An 18,896-nucleotide genomic window follows, 5' to 3' on the forward strand; every position below is an offset into this window, starting at 1 on the left:
GCTTGTTATAGGATTCGTACACCTTGTTGCTTTTGAGGGCATCGAAAGAAACTTCAACAAATCTGTTGTGGAATCGTCACTCCGGATAGCTCAGTCCAAAATGGTGATACCCGTGTGGCGAGACGATTCTGCCTCTAGGTGTACGTTGAATAAACCCGATCTGCAGCAGGTATGGCTCATATAGATCTTCGATCGTATCCGATTCCTCGCCGATCGTAGCGGAGATCGTGTCCAGCCCGACCGGTCCGCCGCCAAACTTCTCGATGATCGTCAGCAACAGCTTGTGATCGACCTCATCAAGCCCTTTGCTGTCCACCTGAATGAGCCGGAGCGCATGATCGGCCAACTCTGCTGTGATCACTCCGTCGCCTCGCACCATCGCAAAGTCGCGCACTCGCTTGAGCAGTCTGTTGGCGATCCGCGGAGTTCCTCGCGATCGCTTCGCCAGCTCCGCCGCACCATCCGGCACGATCGGCACGCCCAGAATCTCCGCTGTGCGCGAGATGATTTTTTGCAAGTCAGATTCATCATAATATTCGAGGTGGCAGACGACGCCAAACCGATCGCGCAGTGGAAGCGAGAGCATCCCCGCGCGGGTGGTGGCTCCGACGAGAGTAAATGGCGGCAGATCGAGGCGCACAGAGCGCGCTGCCGGCCCTTTGCCGATGATGATATCAAGGGCGAAATCCTCCATCGCCGGGTAGAGCACTTCCTCGACGCTTCTGTTCAAGCGATGAATCTCATCGATAAAGAGCACATCGCCTTCCTGGAGATTGGTCAAAAGCGCAGCCAAGTCGCCCGGTCGTTCGATCGCAGGTCCAGAGGTCACGCGGACATGGACGCCCATCTCGTTGGCGATGATGTTGGATAGCGTCGTCTTGCCGAGGCCGGGGGGGCCATACAACAGCACATGATCGAGCGCTTCCCTGCGCATCTTCGCCGCTTCAATATATACTTTCATGTTGTCACGCACTTTGCGTTGCCCGATCATCTCGTGCAAATAACGCGGGCGCAGTGTTTCCTGATCGCCATCTTCGTGCAGTGGCTGCGAGGTCACGAACCGATCTTCCACGAAATCTCTCTCCTTATTGGCGCATCATTTGCTTCAGAGCGAGCTTAATCAGGCTTTCGAGAGGAGCACCTTCAGTAATCTCATCCGCAAGGCTGCGGACAGCCTCATGCGCTTCTTTTTCAGTATAGCCAAGACTTCTCAACGCTTCATGCAACTCGACGCCCAGGCCTTTTGGAGCAGTCGCCTTGGCGAGCGCCTGATGATCGGCAAGCGGCGCAACTTGCAAAAGTCCTGCTAGATCGTCCAGTTTCTCCTTGAGATCTAGGATCAATCGCTGTGCCGTCTTCTTGCCGATCCCTGGCAGCTTGGTCAGGTAGTTGACATCCTCTGCGCGAATGGCAAAGATCAGCTGGTCGGGAGTGCCCGCGCCGAGAATCGCCAGTGCTACTTTCGGCCCAATCCCGTTCACCTGGTTGAGCCTTGTGAACAGTTCGCGCTCTTCTCTCGTGCGAAACCCGTATAAAAGGTGAGCGTCTTCCCGAACATGATGGTAGGTGAACAGGCGATGTTTCTCCCCTTCTTTCAACTGAAACGCTGTCGTTCCTGTCACAAACACCCGATAGCCGACTCCGTTCACATCGACGACGAGATGATCGAGTTCCGCAATCGCGATCGTTCCTTCCACAAATGCGATCAATGCCCCATCTTCCTTTCCACAATGCTTTTCAGCGGAGCTGTGTGCGCATGGGTGATCGCCACCGCCAACGCATCTGCCGCATCATCAGGCTTGGGAGGTTTGGCGAGCCCGAGCAACATGCGGACCATCTCTTGAATCTGCTTCTTCTCCGCCTTGCCGTATCCGACGACAGATTGTTTGACTTGCATCGGGGTATATTCGGCGACTGCAAGCCCTGCTTCGCGAGCGGCGAGCAACACCACCCCGCGCGCTTGTGCCACATCGAGCGCAGTTGTCACACTCTTGGCGAAAAAAATCTGTTCGATCGCCAGCTGATCCGGCTGATGCCTGCTGATGATCTCGCGAATCGCGCCATATATTTCGACCAGCCGATCGGGAATCGGCGTGTTCGGTTTCGTCTCCACACATCCGTACTCCACAGGTTTTAATCGGTTGCCGATCAGATCGACCACTCCGAACCCGGTTCTCCCGTATCCGGGGTCGATTCCAAGTATCCGCATGCTGGCAATTCCTCCTTCTAAGTTCGGTAGGAATGTATTCGATGCCGAACATACATTTCCTTTTTAACATAGAACCATGCAGAAAGCTATGGCAGTATCAGGTAGACATAATGTTTTTGCATCTATTTTCTTTCTCTCGATCCTCTCATTTTGCACCAAGATTTGGATCTCCTTTTTTTCAAATATTTTCTAATGAAGTTGAAACTTTTGATCCGCTTCATCCGTCTATATAAGTGAAGCGACTTTTGAAAGGGGCGATGGTGTCTTGGTTGCTGAGGTGATCGCTTTAGTTCTGTTAGTAGGGGCTCTCGGTTTTGGGTTGACGATGATCGCATCGATCGAAGAGGAGAATATCAGCGACGACTCAGACCAGGTCACCAACGTGTGATAGACAGGATGACCGCGCAGGTTTTCCAGCGTGAAAGTGTTGCGCGACAGCATCAAATGAAAGAAAACGCCAGGGAATCTTCGGGGACATGCCCTAGATTCTCTGGCGTTTTTTGTTTCTTGAGATGATCGATCCAGACTCACTCCACCCCTACTCTTCTTTCCAATAGATACAAGCTCCCCCCGAAGAACAGGAGGCACAGCAGCAGGATGACAAGAGATGTCAGATTGCTAGAAAGAGCTAAGATCGATGCGAACAACCCGACAAGGAAGATGAAAAATGTCATCAACAGAGAATGCTTGCGGAAGTATTTCCCGAGAAATGAGCCCAAGCTTCCCCAAAATAGCAGCAGGCACACCAAGATCAAGAGCAGAGAGATCAGCAGATTGGACAACGCCAAGATCGATGCGGTCAACCCGACAAGAAAGATAAAAAATGTCATCAAGAGCGAGTACCGTTTGAAGCATTTCCCGAGCAATGAACTGAAGAAACATAAAAAGATCAGACAGGTGGTGAAGAGAAGCAACCCTCCGACAAACAGAATGTTCGACCAATTGAAAGCGATCAGCGGTTCGGCACGAAACAGCAGCCCTTCACTCAACCAGTTTTGAATGCTCAAACCGATCAGCATGATCGCAGCGATCAGCAGCGCCTCCACGAAGATCGAGATGTATTTGGCGAGCAGCAGTTGGGCTCGCGATACGGGGAGCGACAACAGATGATAGATCGTGCGATGTTTCCATTCTTCCCGCCACACTGAGAAGCAGTTCAGCAAAGGAATGAGCAGCACAGCAACAAAAACGGCGATATTCAGAGACAGCACAAACTGGAGCCCATCTTGCGGAATGTTGAAGAGAGCAGGCAGAAGAGCAAGCACTGCGTTTAGGAGCACGATCGTTCCCAGCGTGACGAAGATCGTATTTCTGCGATTTCGCAAGTCTGTTTTTACTAAACGTCTAAAGGCGAGCATGATGATACACCTCTTTCAAGATTTCGAGCAATGACTTGCTTTCCGCCAGTTTTAAAGTCTCCACATTTCCTTTGAGCAAGAGCTTTCCATCGTCTAAAAACAAAATTTCATCGAGCAGGGCTTCCACTTCTGACACTTCATGCGTCGCGATCAGGATCGTTTGCTCTTCTTCTAAAAAATCTTCCATGATCGCATGGGCGATCTGCTCTCTCGCAAAAGGATCAATTCCGGAAAACGGCTCATCTAAAAGCAAATATTTCGCTTGTCTGCTCAAAACCAAAAGTAATTTGATCTTGGCCCTCGTGCCTTTCGAAGCCACTTTGATCAACGAATCTCGCTTCAAGTGTAAATAATCGAGCAGATGATCCGCCTTTTTCCCATCCCAATCTGGATAAAGATCTTGCATATAGCGCATGATGTCAGATAGTTTCATCCAAGGGTACCAAGCATCGAGATCGGGGAGAAAAGCGAGCCGCTCTCTCGTCGAACGACAGGGTGATTTCCCGTCGATGGTGATCTTTCCACGATCCAAATGCAAAAGTCCAGCCATCGCTTTCAGCATCGTCGATTTCCCAGCGCCGTTCGCTCCTACCAGCCCGACGATCTGTCCGGCCTCGACAGAAAATGATAGATCATCTAAGGCGATCTTGCTTCCGAACATTTTTGCAGCTTGCTCGACTTTGATCATCTTGACGCTCCCCTTTCCAGATACTTTTTCATCGCCGCTAAGATTTCGCGATCCGATTTGCCGAACGATCGCAGCGTTTCGATACTTTGGCTAACAGCATGATGCAACGCTTCTTCCCGCAAGGATTCGAGCAGTTCCACATCGCTCGTCATAAAGCTCCCCTGCCCTCTCGCAGTGACGATCAACCTCATCTCCTCCATCTCCCGATACGCCCGTTGAATGGTATTTGGATTGACCCCCAGCTGTTTGGCAAGCTCGCGTCGTGAAGGGATCTCTTGGCCTAATTTATAGGTGCCATTGATGAACTTCAATTTGATGTCTGCAATAATTTGGGTATAGATCGGTTCCTTTTGATTAAATTCCATCGCGTCCTCCATGTTGAAAAACCGTGTTACTGTATTAGACATCTAATACAGTAACACGGTGACTTTTTCCTGTCAAACCACAGATCAGCAAGAAGAGATAGAGCTACAGCAGAGATCCATTGATCATCTTGATAAAGCATTTAGGGGATTCGGTGAATTTATCGGTGAATCCAGCTGTTCAATTAACAAAACAGCAGCACGGCAATTTTTTCATATCAAACTTTAGCAGCTTTGCGCCTTTGCGAGAATCGACCTGAAATCGACAAGGTCGCTTTAGCAAAAAATAAACAGACCCAAGCGATCTTCTGCGCGATCGCTTGGGTCTGCCGTCGAGGCACGATCTGTCTATCGAAGCTTGGCAAGCCGTCTCTCCTCCTGAGCGGCCGCCCAGCGCAGGCGAGTGAACAGCGCCTTTTTGTCGCCGCTCTTGCCAAACTCGTACCATTCGCGAACCACGAGCGAAGGATAGTTCATCAGGACATCCAACACGCGTCGATTGTCTTGACAAAGCGGCATCCTGCGGTCATACCGCTCGACGATCTCTTCGATCAATCCCGGCTCATATCCGTTCACATAGAGCGCATGATTGATCATCTGATAGAGGTCGTGCACCCGAACGTCTGTCCCCGCGAGATCAAAGTCGATGATGGCAGCCGATCCGCCCTGCCAGATAAAATTGTGCGGGGCCGGATCGCGATGACAGAGCACGCCTCGCCTTCGATCTCGCTCCAACGCCTGCAGACTCGGTTCTGCCAAGTCGCTGACCGCCTGCAGCGCCCGCTCTTCAAAAGGGCGCCACAGATCGCGCAACGAGGTCGCGCGCAACGAGGCTGCCCGCGCCCGCTCCAAGCGGTGGCGATACTTATCGGAAAGCGAAGGCACGCGCAGCAAAGACGGCCGTTCCACCTGTTTCGTGATCGACACGCGGTGCAGCTCGGCCAGCGCTTCGGCGGCCGCCAAGCGCTCCTTGCCGCCCTGCAGCGACACATGTCTGCCGCGAAGCCACGGCTGCAGCGTCCACAGCGAGCCTCGATGTTCGAAATAGGTGCTGTTCGCTCTCGTCTTTAAAAAGGGGGCGATCTCGACACCCGCGCAGATGACCGCATCGAGCGCTTGGCCGAGCGCATCGAGCCGTCGTTTCATCCCTTCGCCTTGATAGCGCTTGAGAATCATCGCCCCACCGCTCGTATGAATCCCCGTCACGGTCCGAAGTTTGACTCCGTGTGAAAATGAAAGGCCGTATGCCCGTTCCAGTTCTGGCAGCAATCCTTCTGTCAGCAGCGTCCCAAGGCATTCCCTCCCATCGCAAGAAAAAAGGGAAGCCGGACGGGCCCCCCATCTCCTGACATCAATCTTCCTCGCGATAGAACGTCTTCGGCATCATCCCCATCCCACCGCCATGCATCACATTCATGTGCTGTTGCAGCACCAATTCATGATGCGGGTGGTACATCGGGTGCACATGGTGCATGTGCATGTGACCGCATTTGCAATGCTTTTTCGGACGGCAGCACTTGTGATGCTTTTTGCACTTATGCTTTTTCTTCTTGTACGAGACCGGGATGTACATCATCATCGGATAGTGATGAGCCGGCTGTGGCATCTGCACCTGTTGCACCTGCACATTCTCTTCATGCGGCGCATAGTTCATATGCGGAGCGTACTGAATGTTCATCTCGATCGGAGAGATCGGAGCCGGTTGCGGTGGAACTACCACCGGGGCGGTGATCATCGGTTTTTCCACAGGCGTCATCTCCTTAGGTAGAGTCAAAATTTCCTTCGGCATCATCGGCTGACCTGCGAACGGAGCGGTGAGCTGCTCCTTGCTCATCGGAGCGGTGAACTGCTCCTTGCTCATCGGAGCGGTGAGCTGTTCTTTGCTCATCGGAGCAGAATGTCCGGGGTTGCTGTGCTTGGGCTTTAGTCCCGCGGACGGGATATTGAGAACTTGACCGGAGTAGATCGCATCAGGATTGGAAACTTGTGGATTCGCAGCTTTTAACTGGTCAAGAGTTACCCCCACTTGCTTGGCGATTTTGAACATGCTATCGCCATGTTTAACCACATATTTCCACAGCCCTCCCCATTTCGGAACAGAGGGATAGGCAGGTGCGGAAACGCTCGGTTGGGATGGTGCGGCAGGAAGCGGCGTGTCACCTACGGATGCTGGAGTACCATGAGTTTGAACAGACGGGCTAGGCGGTTGGATCGCGATGCTCGTGCTCGCTTCCTCATTCCCTGTCATCGCGTTGCCAGAAACCGCTCCGCCCGACCCCATCGCATGATCGGGGATCGTGACCAGCGTGCCGACATCGATCTGATCGGGGTTGGCAATCTGCTTGTTCGCAGCGATCAACTCATCGAGAGTAACTCCAAACTTTTTTGAAATTTTCCATAGGGAGTCTCCCTTTTGGACGGTGTAAACCTTCAATCCGGTCGACCTCCTTAGTCGTATGTCACTGGCAGTATATGCGCCTGCCCGCCATGTGTCCTTGTTCCGAGAAAATTGGGCTGGTCTGTCAGCGCAGAAAAAAAGAGCGTCCGCCATCGGACGGACCGCTCAAGAATCTTTGAGAAACGACTTCAACTCTTCGACCAGATAGATCGTGATCTGTCCCCGCGAGACGTCGAGAATCCCCGCTTTTTTCAGCTGGCTCATCATCCGGTTGACCCCTTCTCTCGTCGATCCGATCATCTTGGCCAACTCCTGATGCGACAGCGCGAGATCGAGCACAACTCCATGCGGCGTCTGCCTTCCATACTCCTCATAGAGCCTGAGCAGCGTGGAGATCAACGCGCCCCATTTATCCTGCAGGGCCAGATCGCGCATCTGCGCTTGCGTCTGCAGCAGACGCTCTCCCAGCAGGCGGATGATCGCGATCGACAGGTCCGGATTTTCCCGAACGAGCGCTTCCAGCTCCCCGTGCGGGATCATCCAGATCTCAGCCGCTTCGATCGCCTGCGCTGTCGCCGGATAGGGCTGATCCAAAAACAGCATCGCAGCCCCGATCGGCTCACCGCCTTGGCGGATATACAGGATGATCTCTCGCCCTTCTGGCGTCGTTTTGGTCAGCCTCACCTTTCCTGTGCGCACCACATACATCGCCACATATGGATCGCCCTCAAAAAAGAGGATCTCCCCACGCTTGACCCGCTTCAGCTGCGCGATGCTATAGATCAGCTGCAAAAACTCGTCTGACAGATCGCGAAACAAACTGATGCCGCGCAACTCTTTCCACATCTTTTGACCTCCACACGTTCTGAAAAATAGGGCTATTCTTCCTTCGAATACTTCGAGTATACTTAAAAGATAAATTCTGCTGTAGAATCGAGGTGACCTCTCATGAACTGGCTTCAAAAAATCTATCAGCGCTACGACCAGACGATTTGGATTCGAGCACTTGGCGGAGTATTGACCACCATCGCTACCTTTATGCTCCGTCCTTTTCTGGCCTTGTATCTCTATGATAAGCTGGATGGCGACCTCTTTGTCACCACCCTGATCGTCGCGCTGCAGCCTGGGACCTCGATCATCGCGTCCCTTTATGCGGGAGGTTTCTCCGATCGCTATGGACGCAAACCGGTGATGGTGATCTCGCTGCTGATCTCCGTGCTGACGATGGCCGGCTTCGCCTTCGCCGAATCGCTGATCGCTTTTGCGATCCTCTCGATCATCAACGGGATCGGCTCTTCCCTGTTCGCCCCAGCCGCCAACGCGCAGATCGCCGACGTGGTGCCGGAGGAGCGGCGCGCCGAAGTGTTCGCGCTGATGCACACCTCGTTTAATGTAGGCGTTGCGATCGGTCCGCTGGTCGGCGTCTTGATGTACAAGCTCAATCCGGGCTACGTCTTCCTCTTCTCAGCAGCTGTGATGACGCTCTATGCCCTTTTGATTTTGACGAAAATTCCTGAAACCCTGCCGGAAGAAGTTCGGGAGAAGATGCGCCATGCGAAAGGCACCAACAAACAAGCGCTGCCGAGGATGCGATTTAAAGAGCATAAGCTGCTTTGGTGGGTGACGATCGGCATCCTGCCTTTCACCTTGCTCTATTCGCAGGTGGAGATCATCTTGCCACAGCATTTAAAGTCCAACTTCTCCAACTATGTGGAGACGTTCGCTTTGCTGATGACATTTAACGGCATTCTGGTGATGTGCTTCCAGATTCTCACCGCTCGCATCGCTGAAAAATTTCCGATGCACCGCGTGATGTCTGTCGGTCTGTTGCTCTGTGCTGTCACCTCGTTCGGTTATGGCTGGTCGTACATGCTCGCGCTGCTCTTGCTGACCGAGTTTATCTTTACGATCGGTGAGATGCTGCTGATGCCACAGGCGCAAAAGGCGGTCTCGATCCTCGCGCCGATCGAGTTGCGCGCTCGCTACTTTGCTGTCTACGGGCTGAGTTGGAACTTGACGCGCACGTTCGGGCCATTCCTCGGCGCGTTCGGCTTCTCCTATTTCGGAGGCCAGCACTGGTTTTCGATCATCTCCCTGCTCTTGGTAGCTGCTGCCATCTTCCTGCATCAGCTCGTCTATCGCTCGATCTACCTGCCGCGACAATCTTCGCTTTCCGCTTAAATATTGCTTAGAGAACCCACCGCTGGTGGGTTCTCTTTCATTAAACAGAATATTTAATCTTTATAAAATCCTCTATCCATTCTGTCACTTCTTCTTGTATACTGTCGGAATACAGACTTGGAGGTGACGGGATGAATGTTGTGCAGAAGTTGATCGGCCGCTATGATACGGCGATCTGGATTCGCGTCATCGGAACTATTTTGACTACGTTTGCAGGTTTTATGATTCGTCCTTTTCTTGCGCTCTACCTGTTTGACAAACTAGAGGGGAACTTGCTGCTCACCGCGGTGATCGTCGGCTTGCAGCCGCTGACCAGCATGATCGCCGGCATCTTCTCCGGCAGTTTGGCCGACCGTTACGGTCGCAAGCCGATGATGGTCGCTTCGCTGGTCATTCAGTCGGTCACGATGTTCGGTTATATTTTCGCCGAGTCGCTGCTTGAGTTTTCTGTGCTGACGATTATCAACGGGTTGGGTCAGTCGCTGTTCTGGCCAGCTGCATCCGCGCAGATCACCGACCTGGTGCCGGAGGAGAAGCGCTCCGAAGTGTTCGCTGTGATGCATACCGCCTTGAACGTCGGCGCGGCGCTCGGCCCGCTGATCGGGGTGATGATCTACAAGGTCAACCCGGGCATCGCCTTTGGTCTCTGTGCGATCGCCGAGCTGATCTATATGATCCTGCTGATCTGGAAAGTTCCAGAAACGCTGCCGAAAGAGCTGCGCGAGCGAGCTCGCAAAGCCAGCAAGGGTGAAAAAGGCGGCTTGCCGAAGCTGAAGCTTCGCCACGCGAGCATGCTGATCTGGATCACGATCGCGATGGTGCCCTGTTCGCTCCTTTATTCGCAAGTAGAATCGATATTGCCTCAACATTTGAAAGTCAATTTTGACGATTATTTGGACGCATTTGCCACATTGCTCGCGATCAACGGGACGATGGTCGTCGCCACCCAGATCTTGATCGCAAAGTTCGCAGATCGGTTCCCGATCCGCAACGTGATCTTTGTCGCCTTTCTCTTTCTCGCCGCGACCGCTTTCGGATACGGGTGGGGCACGGCGTTTTGGGTGCTGATCTTAGCAGAGATCTCCTTTACGATCGGCGAGATGTTAAACGGGCCACAGATCCAAAAGGCGGTTTCGATCATCGCACCACCGGAGCTTCGCGGACGCTATTTTGCGATCTTCGGCGCTCATTGGGGGGTGACCGGGACCGTGGCACCGATTATCGGTGCGCTCACCTTTCAAGCGTACGGCGGTGGCGTCTGGTTCTCCGTCGTCGGCGTGCTGCTGATCATCGCAGCGTTCGCCCATTACTTTCTGCTCGGTCGAGCGCTTGGGAAAAAGCCCTCGGTGCAGACTGCCGCACAGACGAGCTGATCATACAAAAAAGTTGAGTCGCTATCGACTCAACTTTTTTTGTGCGTTGCGGTAGATCAGATAGACTAAAGCAAGAAAGATCGCATAGATGGCGACGACGACCAACAGGTTGCGCCAAGAGGTTAACGCCTGATCACCCACCGTCGCAAAAACGATCATCGTCGGCAATTTCCCCAGCGCCGTCGCCGTCAGAAAGATCCAAAGCGGGGTTCGCACCAGCCCCGAATAGATGTTGACCACCGCAGCCGGAATGATCGGAATCAACCGAGCGAACAGAATCGCCAAAAAGGAGTTGCGCTCAAACAGCTTGGTCAGCCGTTCGATTTGTTGATGGCGTTGTAGATAGCCGCTCATCTGCTCTGCAAACAGCCTTCGCGCGAAGAAAAACATGATCAGTGCGGCTGTCGTCGAGGCGCTCCAAACGATCAGCCCGCCGACGACAGGCCCATAGATCGCTCCGGTGACAGCGCCGATCAGCCCATATGGAAACACAGGTACCAAAGCGAACAGAATGGCCAGTCCGAAGACCAGCCAAGGCATGTCCGCCCCTTTGTCCATCGCATCCAGCAGGATATCTTGCTTCCATACGAGCAACAGGATCAGCAGCAAATATCCGCAGAGCGCGATCAGTTTTTTTGCAATCGATCTATTCAAGAAAAGGCCATCTCCTGTCACCATCGACAAGCACCTTGCGACCGACAGCGGGAAGCGCTGCTACTTCATTCCGCTCACTTCGATGCTGCCGCGATGCGTTTCCACATCGATCAGATGCTTACCCTCGCCATTTTTTATCGAAAAGTTGTTGACGATTCCTCTCGATTGAATCTGCAGCAGATCGCCGGTCACCTTCCCTGCCGATGTCTTCAATCGAAATGTCGCATCGACGTTCTGAGGCAGCAACAGTTCGATGCTTCCGTTATGCGTCATCACACGCCAGTCGCCAGCGACGTCACACTTATTTTTCACGCGAACGGAGCCGTTGTGCGTATGCAGGATGGCGTTCTGCTGACAATTTTCAACCACGATCTTGCCATTGTGCGTCTCCGCCTTCAGGTTGCCCGTCACATTTTCCACCCGCAAGGAGCCGTTGCGGGAGAGCAGGTGCAACCGCCCATCCACATGTCTAGCATCCACGCTTCCATGGCGAGTGTCCAATTCTACATGTGCGACCACCGTCTCCAGCTCAATGCTTCCGTTTGCCGTCTCCGCCGTCAAACGATCCGCTTTGATCCCCTTCAGCTGCAAGGAACCATGATGCGAGCGCACTTTGACCGACCCGTTCTCGCTTTTCACATGCGAGATATCGACCGACCCGTTATGCGTATGGGCATCGAGCGCACCGACAATATCCTGCGCCTCGATCGAACCGTTATGGCTGATCAGCTCAACCTTGCAGACGCTTCTCGGCAAGATCAGATCAACGCTCACGCTGATCGACGATCCGGAAAACAGCTGTGTGCATTCAAGCTGTTCAAAGAGTATCGTATCGCCTCGCTGCTCCAATGTCCAGAAGCGTTCCACATCTGACATGTCGCGAATATCCTCTGCCAGTTCTCCTTTGACGACCACGCGGACGAGAGCTCGTACCGTCTCCTGTTCCGCTTGCTTGATCCGAATGCGCCCGTTGTGGACTTTTACGCGCGCCTTGTGCGCATCCCCTTCGAGTGAACGGGTGACCTCTTGCGAACCTTCAAATTTTGCTCTGGAGCCGAGCAGGAAACTAAACATTGGTAAAATCCCCCTCATCTGTGGCTTGTTGACTAGATCGTACCATAATCTCGTAACAAAAAGACTCGGTCTATAGACCGAGTCTTCATCCACCTGCAGAAGTTTTCTGTCCGCTTAGAATGCGGGAACGATAGCGCCTTTATAGTTTTGCTCGATAAACTTTTTCAGATCGTCAGAGTTGAGCGCCTTGACCAATTTTTGCAGCGCCTCTTTGTCCTTATCTGCGGTGCGAACGGCGAGTACGTTCGCATACGGAGAGTCTTTGTCTTCGAGGAACAGCGCGTCTTTCGTCGGTACCAGCTTCGCCTCCAGCGCATAGTTGGTGTTGATCACCGCAAGGTCAACCTCTGGCAGCACGCGCGGCAGCATCGCAGCTTCCAACTCTTTAAATTGGTACTCTTGCTTGTTTTCCACGATATCTTTGATCGTGCCAGCGATGCCGACGCCCTCTTTCAGCTTGATCAAACCGTTTTTCTCAAGCAATGCCAAGACGCGGCCAACTTGCGTCACATCGTTCGGGATGGCGATCTGTGCGCCTTTCGGAAGCTCTTCCACTTTTTTATATTTCTGCGAGTAGGCGCCCATCGGCTCGATGTGCACGCTGGCAATATGAGTCAGATCCAGATTGTGCTTTTTCGCGAAATCCTCTAGGTAGGGGATGTGCTGGAAAAAGTTCGCATCCAGCTGGCCTTCGCCAAGCTGCAGGTTGGGCTGCACATAGTCGGTGAACGGAACGATCTCCAGCTTGACGCCTTCCTGTTCCAGCTTCGGTGCAACTTGCTTGAGAATTTCTTCGTGCGGCACAGGTGACGCGCCCACTTTTAAGGTGACCACTTTCGAACCATCTTTCGCACCAGATGTGCCATCTTCTTTCGCGTTGTCTGTGCCGCATCCGATCAGAGAGGCGGTGAGCAGGAGGGTCATCGCGCCGAGCAACAATTTTTTCATGATTGAATCATCCTTTCTGGATTGGGTTTTATTTTCGTCTGAAGTAGGCGACAAGCTTGTCACCGAACAGCTGAAACACTTGAACTAACAGGATCATGATGATCGTGGCGACGATCGTCACATCGTTTTGGAAGCGCTGATAGCCGTAGCGAAGCGCGAGGTCGCCGAGACCTCCACCGCCGATCGCGCCTGACATCGCCGAGTAGCCGACCAGCGTGACCAAGGTGATCGTCAGGCCTGCGAGAATGCCCGGTCGAGCTTCCGGGATCAACACCCGGGTGATGATCTGCAAGGTCGAAGCGCCCATCGACTGGGCCATCTCGATCACACCCCGATCCACTTCACGCAGAGAAGTTTCGACAAGCCGCGCGAAAAAGGGGGCGGTGCCGATCACCAGCGGCGGAATCGCAGCTGACACGCCGATCGATGTGCCGACCAGCAGTTTGGTAAACGGAATGATCAAGATCAGCAAGATGATAAAGGGTATCGAACGAAAAACGTTGATCACCGTAGACAGCACTTGATAGGCAAATCGATTGTGCAGGAGCTGGCCTGGGGCGGTCAGGTAGACCAAGACTCCGAGCGGGAGACCGATCAGCGCGGTAAACAGCGTGGCGATCCCGACCATGTACAGCGTTTCGAGCAGCGTTTTCCAGATCTCCGGCCATACCACATTGGGGAACAGCTCGATCAATAGCGCCTCCATCACCCGATCACCTCCACGTCGAGCCCTCGCGCCTGCATCGTCGCTACAGCTCGGTCAACATCCGCCCTGATGCCGCTCAGCTCCAGCTCCAGCTGTCCGTACGGGGTATCTTTCATTCGCGAGATCGTGCCATGCAGGATGTTAAATGCGACCGACTCTCGCTGTAACACCTCAAACATGATCGGCTGGAAGGTCACTTCGCCCAGAAACGTCACCCGCACGATACATCGCGTCTCCTTTCCGGTCGCTTGCGAAGAGAAATTTTGGCGGAGCAGCCCATCCGACCATTCAAAGCGGCTGACCTGCGCGACAAACTCTTGGGTAATTTCCTGTTGCGGCCGCAGAAACACTTCTGCCACCTTGCCCGCTTCGACGATCTCCCCATTGTCGATGACAGCCACCCGATCACAGATCTCCTGGATGACCTGCATTTCGTGTGTGATCAAGATGATGGTGATGCCCGTCTTCCGGTTGATGTCTGCCAGCAGGCGCAAGATCGACTGCGTCGTCATCGGATCGAGCGCTGATGTCGCTTCATCGCAGAGCAAAACTTTTGGATCGTTCGCCAGCGCTCTGGCAATCCCGACGCGCTGCTTCTGCCCGCCTGAAAGCTGGCTCGGATACTTTTTCGCATGTTCGGAAAGTCCGACCAGTTTCAGCAGTTCATTCACTCTGCTGTCCACTTCCGCTTTTGACTTTTTGGCGAGTCGAAGGGGAAACGCTACGTTTTCAAAGATCGTGCTCGAAGAGATCAGATTAAAATGTTGGAAGATCATGCCGATGTCTTGGCGCGCCTTTTGCAGCTCGCGTTTGCTCAGCGTGGTCAGATCGACTCCGTCGATGATCACAGAGCCTTGCGTGGGGCGTTCAAGCAGGTTGATACAGCGGATCAAAGTGGATTTGCCCGCACCGCTGTGGCCGATCACTCCAAATATTTCACCCTGTTCGATCGTGATATCGATTCGTTTGAGAGCGGTGACCGCTTTCTTGTTTACAACGTAGTCCTTGCGAAGATTTTGCAACTTGATCATGGTCTCGCTCTCCTCCTGTCTTCGTAGAATTCTTACCATTTTCATAAAAAACGTCATAAAAAACGTCATAAAAAAATGCCCTTCCGCAAACGAAGGACACAAGGCGATCAACTCTTGCATCTTTCATCTGCCGAAACAACGTTTCGCAGGAATTGGCACCATTTCAGCTCGTTGCCACACGAACTGACGGTTGCCGGGTTTCACAGGGCCAGACCCTCCACCTCTCTTGATGAAAGCACGAAAGTATTAAGTTATCAGATCGGGATTCTTGGTTTAGTGCTGGACTATGAATTGGAGTATAGCACGTTGTTTCTTCTGGTGTCAACAACCCTATGAGAAAAAGTATTGCACATTTGGTAGTTTCCTTTGCCTGCACCAATCTTTGCTTCGTGTAGAGCGGAGATCGATCGGTGACAATAGAATCGCGGGTTGATCACATCTCCGCCAATCTGACGTGCTGAGGAGGCTGACACATTGAAAAAGTTTACTGCCCTCGCAGGTGTACTTTTGCTCTCGTCATCCCTGCTCGCTGCTTGTACGCCAAATGCTGCTCCGAACGTGAAAGATCGAGTCGGCAGCTATAGTACGGACCGTGGTGGCCGTATTATGGACAACAACAGAATCGGCGTTCGCAACACCCCATATGACCAAGACCGCCTGGGGGTCAGAGACAACATCGGGCCGGATCGAGGCCCGAACGTGTTGACCAATGATGCTCGCACTCGACAGGATGCTGCCTTCCGCAATATGCGCACCGACCAGTCGTTGAAAGCGCGGGTGGAATCGATCCCTGGCATCCGCACTGCTCACGTGCTGGTTGCGGGCAACGTTGCCTATGTCGGTATCAACCAAGGCACCGCTTTGCGCGGTGACGGCAACCGCGCCGGCACGCTCACCCGTGACATGCCGCCGATGGCAGCTCGCGATCAAACGATGCACGACGTGAACCGCAACATCCGCGGCGGCACTGTGACACCGTACGGCGATGGGCGCAACATCGGATTGAGCGGCTTGACGCCCCAAACGCCTACCACTCCGAGCAACTATGGGACAAACATCATGGGAGCGACTGATGGGACGCGGAATCTGAATCGGGCAGGCACGTACACCGCACCGGCTCAGTCTGATGTTTCCAACGATGTGAAACAGCGTGTCGTCGCCGCTGTCAAGCAGGCGAACCCGTCGATCACGACCGTCTACGTGTCGGCAAACCCAGGGCTGTATAACCGGATGGACGCGTTTGTTCGCGATACAGTCTCAGGTCATCCGATCCGTGGACTTGGCGATCTTGGCGATATGTTGCGTCGTATGTTCCCCACCACCGGAGGAACTGGAGTCGGCACCGCTGGCACTCCGGGCACTCCTGGTCCAACGACAGGCGGCACCGCACCTGGTGTCACCAACGTGACGCGCTAGCAAGCATGATCAGAGTGATGAACCTCGTCTGCGGACGAGGTTTTTCTTTGCCTTTGCCGTTTTTCATTTCCGCTGCCTTTGCTCAGAAAAACCTCTGCTCGACGAGCAGAGGTTAAAGGGTTTGATCGATATCGGGAAAGCTACAAGGCTACATCAGATCACGGCGTTCCAGCTGAAAGTCGCCGACATGCTCATCTTGATAGTTCATCGTAAAGGAGATGCATTCCGCATCTGTCTCCGAAAACTCTCGCGCCAAGCATCGCGCAACATCTGTCGTCTCATCCTCATCCATATCGCTCCACAGGTCGACTCTCCCCGACACATTGCTGCCGATCTCGTCAACTGAGACGAGTCCATACGTGCGATGCTCTTCATCGTGCAGCTGATATTTTGTGTGCTCGCCATCTTGAAAGACGACAGACAGGTGAAAAGGCTCCTCATCAGCAAGCGCACCATCGATGATGTATCCCTGATCATCATCGTAGAGCAAGTCAGCTTCTTCGGCTGCTGTGATCTGGAAGTCTTCTTCGAAGCCTTCCGCTTCGTAAATGTCTTCCTCGTCTAACAACAGATCTGCATTTTCCTCATCTGCGATGTCGATCGGCTCCATCTCCACGATCGATGAAATATCCCCATACATCATCACGACTGAGCTATCTTGGACATTCAGTGCGGAGCCGAGATGATGGATGTAGGTGCGCACTTCGTCGGTGACGTGCTCCAGCTGCTCCTCATCCACACGGCGGGTGTCGATCTGAATCGTGCCAGTCATGCTGTCACCTTCCCTGTAGATGAGATACAGGTCTCCTGCCCACTCACCGTTGAAATAGATGCTCGTTGTCTCGCCACCGATTGTGCGCAGTTCTGGCTTCATCACAACGTCCATTTGATCTCCTCCCTTTTGACAAAGAGTCGTAACTAGTATGTGATCACGGAGATCAAACTACGTTGGTAATGATAGCAATCTCGCCTCGCTCGGTGGCGTCCTAGTGGATGAGCCGTAGAAAATAAAAAAACTCGATTCTAGGAATCGAGTTCAAAAAGACGATTGGAGCGGAAGACGGGATTCGAACCCGCGACCCTCGCCTTGGCAAGGCGATGCTCTACCCCTGAGCCACTTCCGCATACAGGATGTATGCGTCCAACGTTGCGACAGGACGTCGCGCCCTTAGTTGGACTACCTTTTTGCAATACACCGCGTCCAACGTTGCGACACATAATTAAATGGTTGCGGGGACAGGACTCGAACCTGCGACCTTCGGGTTATGAGCCCGACGAGCTGCCAACTGCTCCACCCCGCGACGACAATATGTTGGAGTTCCCGCATTGCGAAACTACTCGCTTCGCTCAATCAGGCCTCACAGATAAAACATTGAAAATGGTGGAGGTTGACGGGATCGAACCGCCGACCCTCTGCTTGTAAGGCAGATGCTCTCCCAGCTGAGCTAAACCTCCGCGTGAATGGCGTGCCCTGAGAGATTCGAACTCCCGGCCTTTTGATTCGTAGTCAAACGCTCTATCCAGCTGAGCTAAGGGCACGTATTGAATTAAAGTGGTGAGCCATGAAGGACTCGAACCTTCGACCCACTGATTAAAAGTCAGTTGCTCTACCAACTGAGCTAATGGCTCATGAAAACTGGCTGGGGAGGAAGGGATCGAACCTTCGCATGACGGAGTCAAAGTCCGTTGCCTTACCGCTTGGCGACTCCCCAATCTTGGGGCGACCGATGGGAATCGAACCCACGAGTGCCAGAGCCACAATCTGGTGCGTTAACCACTTCGCCACGGCCGCCATGATGGTGGAGAGAGAAGGATTCGAACCTTCGAAGCTTTCGCAACGGATTTACAGTCCGCCCCATTTGGCCACTTTGGTATCTCTCCACAAGTACAATTTTCGATTCACTGTTGCGCCGCTCTGCAAGCGACAGGTCTTATCTTATCATGGTCGTCCACACATCTCAACTTGGCTTCACCTACAAACTGAATCAAAACGATCCATGACGGCGTATTGGGCGGGCAAATCAACTCGATACTGCTTATCTTAGCATAATACTCACGTTTCTATACCTCTACAGATTAGATCCTGCTAAAAGAAAACATGCAACTCGATCACCAGGATCGAGTTGCATGTTTTCCACTTATCATACGACAAAAGCTGATCACTTGTGAGAATTTGACCATTGGTAGCAATTCATTCTCATCGCAGTTCACTCACTCGTAGCCATTCACTCACTCGTAGCCATTCACTCACTCATAGCCATCCACTCTCGTAGCCATTCACTCACGCAAAAAAATAAAACCCGATCTGGATGTCTCCAGATCGGGTTTTTCTTGGTGCGGTCGAGAAGACTCGAACTTCCACGGGTAACCCCACACGCCCCTCAAGCGTGCGCGTCTGCCATTCCGCCACGACCGCAATATTTAATAAAGTGTTCCCTGAAAACCGGATGCGAATGTGAGTCGAAGAAAAAGAACTTAGGATAAGCCCTCGACCGATT

The 18,896-nt window shown here is 53.0% G+C and carries 18 protein-coding genes, 9 tRNA genes and 1 riboswitch; of the genes, 3 read left to right on the forward strand and 24 right to left on the reverse strand.

The window, feature by feature from the left end; all coding sequences use genetic code 11:
• Positions 1–76 precede the first annotated feature (76 nt).
• From ruvB to ACFSOY_RS04980, 9 genes are all read right to left on the reverse strand, one after another.
• Positions 77–1,072 (reverse strand): Holliday junction branch migration DNA helicase RuvB, encoded by a 996-nt coding sequence (gene ruvB / locus ACFSOY_RS04940; protein WP_386044410.1) that lies wholly within the window; start codon positions 1,070–1,072, stop codon positions 77–79.
• Between the two features lie 13 nt (positions 1,073–1,085).
• Complete coding sequence (gene ruvA, locus ACFSOY_RS04945) at positions 1,086–1,709, reverse strand: Holliday junction branch migration protein RuvA (RefSeq protein ID WP_386044411.1); 624 nt, start codon at positions 1,707–1,709, stop codon at positions 1,086–1,088.
• Positions 1,706–2,209 carry a crossover junction endodeoxyribonuclease RuvC gene (gene ruvC / locus ACFSOY_RS04950; RefSeq protein ID WP_386044412.1) on the reverse strand — a complete coding sequence of 168 codons (504 nt, stop codon included), beginning with the start codon at positions 2,207–2,209 and terminating at the stop codon, positions 1,706–1,708. Before ruvC ends, ruvA begins: the two co-directional genes overlap by 4 nt.
• A gap of 527 nt (positions 2,210–2,736) precedes the next feature.
• On the reverse strand, positions 2,737–3,567 hold the full coding sequence (locus tag ACFSOY_RS04955; protein ID WP_386044413.1) for an ABC transporter permease: 831 nt from the start codon (positions 3,565–3,567) through the stop codon (positions 2,737–2,739).
• Positions 3,554–4,255: an ABC transporter ATP-binding protein gene (locus ACFSOY_RS04960; protein WP_386044414.1), complete on the reverse strand. Its 702-nt coding sequence runs from the start codon at positions 4,253–4,255 to the stop codon at positions 3,554–3,556. Before ACFSOY_RS04960 ends, ACFSOY_RS04955 begins: the two co-directional genes overlap by 14 nt.
• Positions 4,252–4,620, reverse strand: coding sequence for a GntR family transcriptional regulator (locus tag ACFSOY_RS04965; RefSeq protein ID WP_386044415.1), 369 nt, complete (start codon positions 4,618–4,620; stop codon positions 4,252–4,254). Before ACFSOY_RS04965 ends, ACFSOY_RS04960 begins: the two co-directional genes overlap by 4 nt.
• Positions 4,621–4,965: 345 nt before the next feature.
• Positions 4,966–5,823, reverse strand: a complete 858-nt coding sequence (locus ACFSOY_RS04970; protein ID WP_386044416.1) for a phosphotransferase — start codon at positions 5,821–5,823, stop codon at positions 4,966–4,968.
• 145 nt (positions 5,824–5,968) lie between these two features.
• Entirely contained in the window at positions 5,969–7,051 is a 1,083-nt protein-coding gene (locus ACFSOY_RS04975; protein WP_386044417.1) for a LysM peptidoglycan-binding domain-containing protein, read from the reverse strand.
• A gap of 129 nt (positions 7,052–7,180) precedes the next feature.
• Entirely contained in the window at positions 7,181–7,861 is a 681-nt protein-coding gene (locus tag ACFSOY_RS04980; RefSeq protein ID WP_386044418.1) for a Crp/Fnr family transcriptional regulator, read from the reverse strand.
• Positions 7,862–7,963: 102 nt separating this feature from the next.
• Here ACFSOY_RS04980 and ACFSOY_RS04985 point away from each other — a divergent pair, with 102 nt between their 5' ends.
• Together ACFSOY_RS04985 and ACFSOY_RS04990 are read left to right on the forward strand one after the other, a co-directional pair.
• Entirely contained in the window at positions 7,964–9,196 is a 1,233-nt protein-coding gene (locus ACFSOY_RS04985) for an MDR family MFS transporter (RefSeq protein ID WP_386044419.1), read from the forward strand.
• Between the two features lie 131 nt (positions 9,197–9,327).
• A complete protein-coding gene (locus tag ACFSOY_RS04990; RefSeq protein WP_386044420.1) occupies positions 9,328–10,569 on the forward strand; it encodes an MDR family MFS transporter in 1,242 nt (413 codons plus the stop codon).
• Between the two features lie 21 nt (positions 10,570–10,590).
• On the opposite strand, the gene ACFSOY_RS04995 is transcribed toward ACFSOY_RS04990, so the two are convergent.
• The 5 genes from ACFSOY_RS04995 to ACFSOY_RS05015 all read right to left on the reverse strand — a co-directional run bounded on the left by ACFSOY_RS04995 (position 10,591) and on the right by ACFSOY_RS05015 (position 14,982).
• On the reverse strand, positions 10,591–11,223 hold the full coding sequence (locus tag ACFSOY_RS04995) for a TVP38/TMEM64 family protein (protein ID WP_386044421.1): 633 nt from the start codon (positions 11,221–11,223) through the stop codon (positions 10,591–10,593).
• A 60-nt stretch (positions 11,224–11,283) separates the two neighbouring features.
• Entirely contained in the window at positions 11,284–12,297 is a 1,014-nt protein-coding gene (locus tag ACFSOY_RS05000; RefSeq protein WP_386044422.1) for a DUF4097 family beta strand repeat-containing protein, read from the reverse strand.
• Positions 12,298–12,411: 114 nt separating this feature from the next.
• Complete coding sequence (locus ACFSOY_RS05005; protein ID WP_386044423.1) at positions 12,412–13,245, reverse strand: MetQ/NlpA family ABC transporter substrate-binding protein; 834 nt, start codon at positions 13,243–13,245, stop codon at positions 12,412–12,414.
• A gap of 28 nt (positions 13,246–13,273) precedes the next feature.
• Positions 13,274–13,951, reverse strand: a complete 678-nt coding sequence (locus ACFSOY_RS05010; RefSeq protein ID WP_386044425.1) for a methionine ABC transporter permease — start codon at positions 13,949–13,951, stop codon at positions 13,274–13,276.
• Positions 13,951–14,982: a methionine ABC transporter ATP-binding protein gene (locus ACFSOY_RS05015; RefSeq protein ID WP_386044427.1), complete on the reverse strand. Its 1,032-nt coding sequence runs from the start codon at positions 14,980–14,982 to the stop codon at positions 13,951–13,953. The genes ACFSOY_RS05010 and ACFSOY_RS05015 overlap by 1 nt, the downstream gene beginning before the upstream one ends.
• A gap of 120 nt (positions 14,983–15,102) precedes the next feature.
• Positions 15,103–15,218: riboswitch (SAM riboswitch) on the reverse strand.
• Positions 15,219–15,456: 238 nt separating this feature from the next.
• Here ACFSOY_RS05015 and ACFSOY_RS05020 point away from each other — a divergent pair.
• A complete protein-coding gene (locus tag ACFSOY_RS05020; protein WP_386044429.1) occupies positions 15,457–16,398 on the forward strand; it encodes a YhcN/YlaJ family sporulation lipoprotein in 942 nt (313 codons plus the stop codon).
• Between the two features lie 148 nt (positions 16,399–16,546).
• Here the strand turns inward: ACFSOY_RS05020 and ACFSOY_RS05025 are convergent, their stop codons facing one another.
• From ACFSOY_RS05025 to ACFSOY_RS05070, 10 genes are all read right to left on the reverse strand, one after another.
• Positions 16,547–17,284, reverse strand: coding sequence for a hypothetical protein (locus ACFSOY_RS05025; RefSeq protein WP_386044431.1), 738 nt, complete (start codon positions 17,282–17,284; stop codon positions 16,547–16,549).
• A 163-nt stretch (positions 17,285–17,447) separates the two neighbouring features.
• A tRNA-Gly gene (locus ACFSOY_RS05030) sits at positions 17,448–17,522 on the reverse strand.
• Between the two features lie 101 nt (positions 17,523–17,623).
• Positions 17,624–17,699 (reverse strand) — tRNA-Met (locus ACFSOY_RS05035).
• Between the two features lie 78 nt (positions 17,700–17,777).
• Positions 17,778–17,853: transfer RNA gene (locus ACFSOY_RS05040), tRNA-Val, on the reverse strand.
• A gap of 7 nt (positions 17,854–17,860) precedes the next feature.
• A tRNA-Arg gene (locus ACFSOY_RS05045) sits at positions 17,861–17,937 on the reverse strand.
• Between the two features lie 14 nt (positions 17,938–17,951).
• Positions 17,952–18,027, reverse strand: a tRNA-Lys gene (locus ACFSOY_RS05050).
• Between the two features lie 8 nt (positions 18,028–18,035).
• Positions 18,036–18,110, reverse strand: a tRNA-Gln gene (locus ACFSOY_RS05055).
• Positions 18,111–18,114: 4 nt separating this feature from the next.
• Positions 18,115–18,190: transfer RNA gene (locus tag ACFSOY_RS05060), tRNA-His, on the reverse strand.
• A 5-nt stretch (positions 18,191–18,195) separates the two neighbouring features.
• Positions 18,196–18,279 (reverse strand) — tRNA-Tyr (locus ACFSOY_RS05065).
• Positions 18,280–18,730: 451 nt separating this feature from the next.
• Positions 18,731–18,814 (reverse strand) — tRNA-Leu (locus tag ACFSOY_RS05070).
• Positions 18,815–18,896 lie beyond the last annotated feature (82 nt).

Source organism: Tumebacillus lipolyticus (genome assembly GCF_042682745.1).
Lineage (GTDB): Bacteria > Bacillota > Bacilli > Tumebacillales > Tumebacillaceae > Tumebacillus_A > Tumebacillus_A lipolyticus.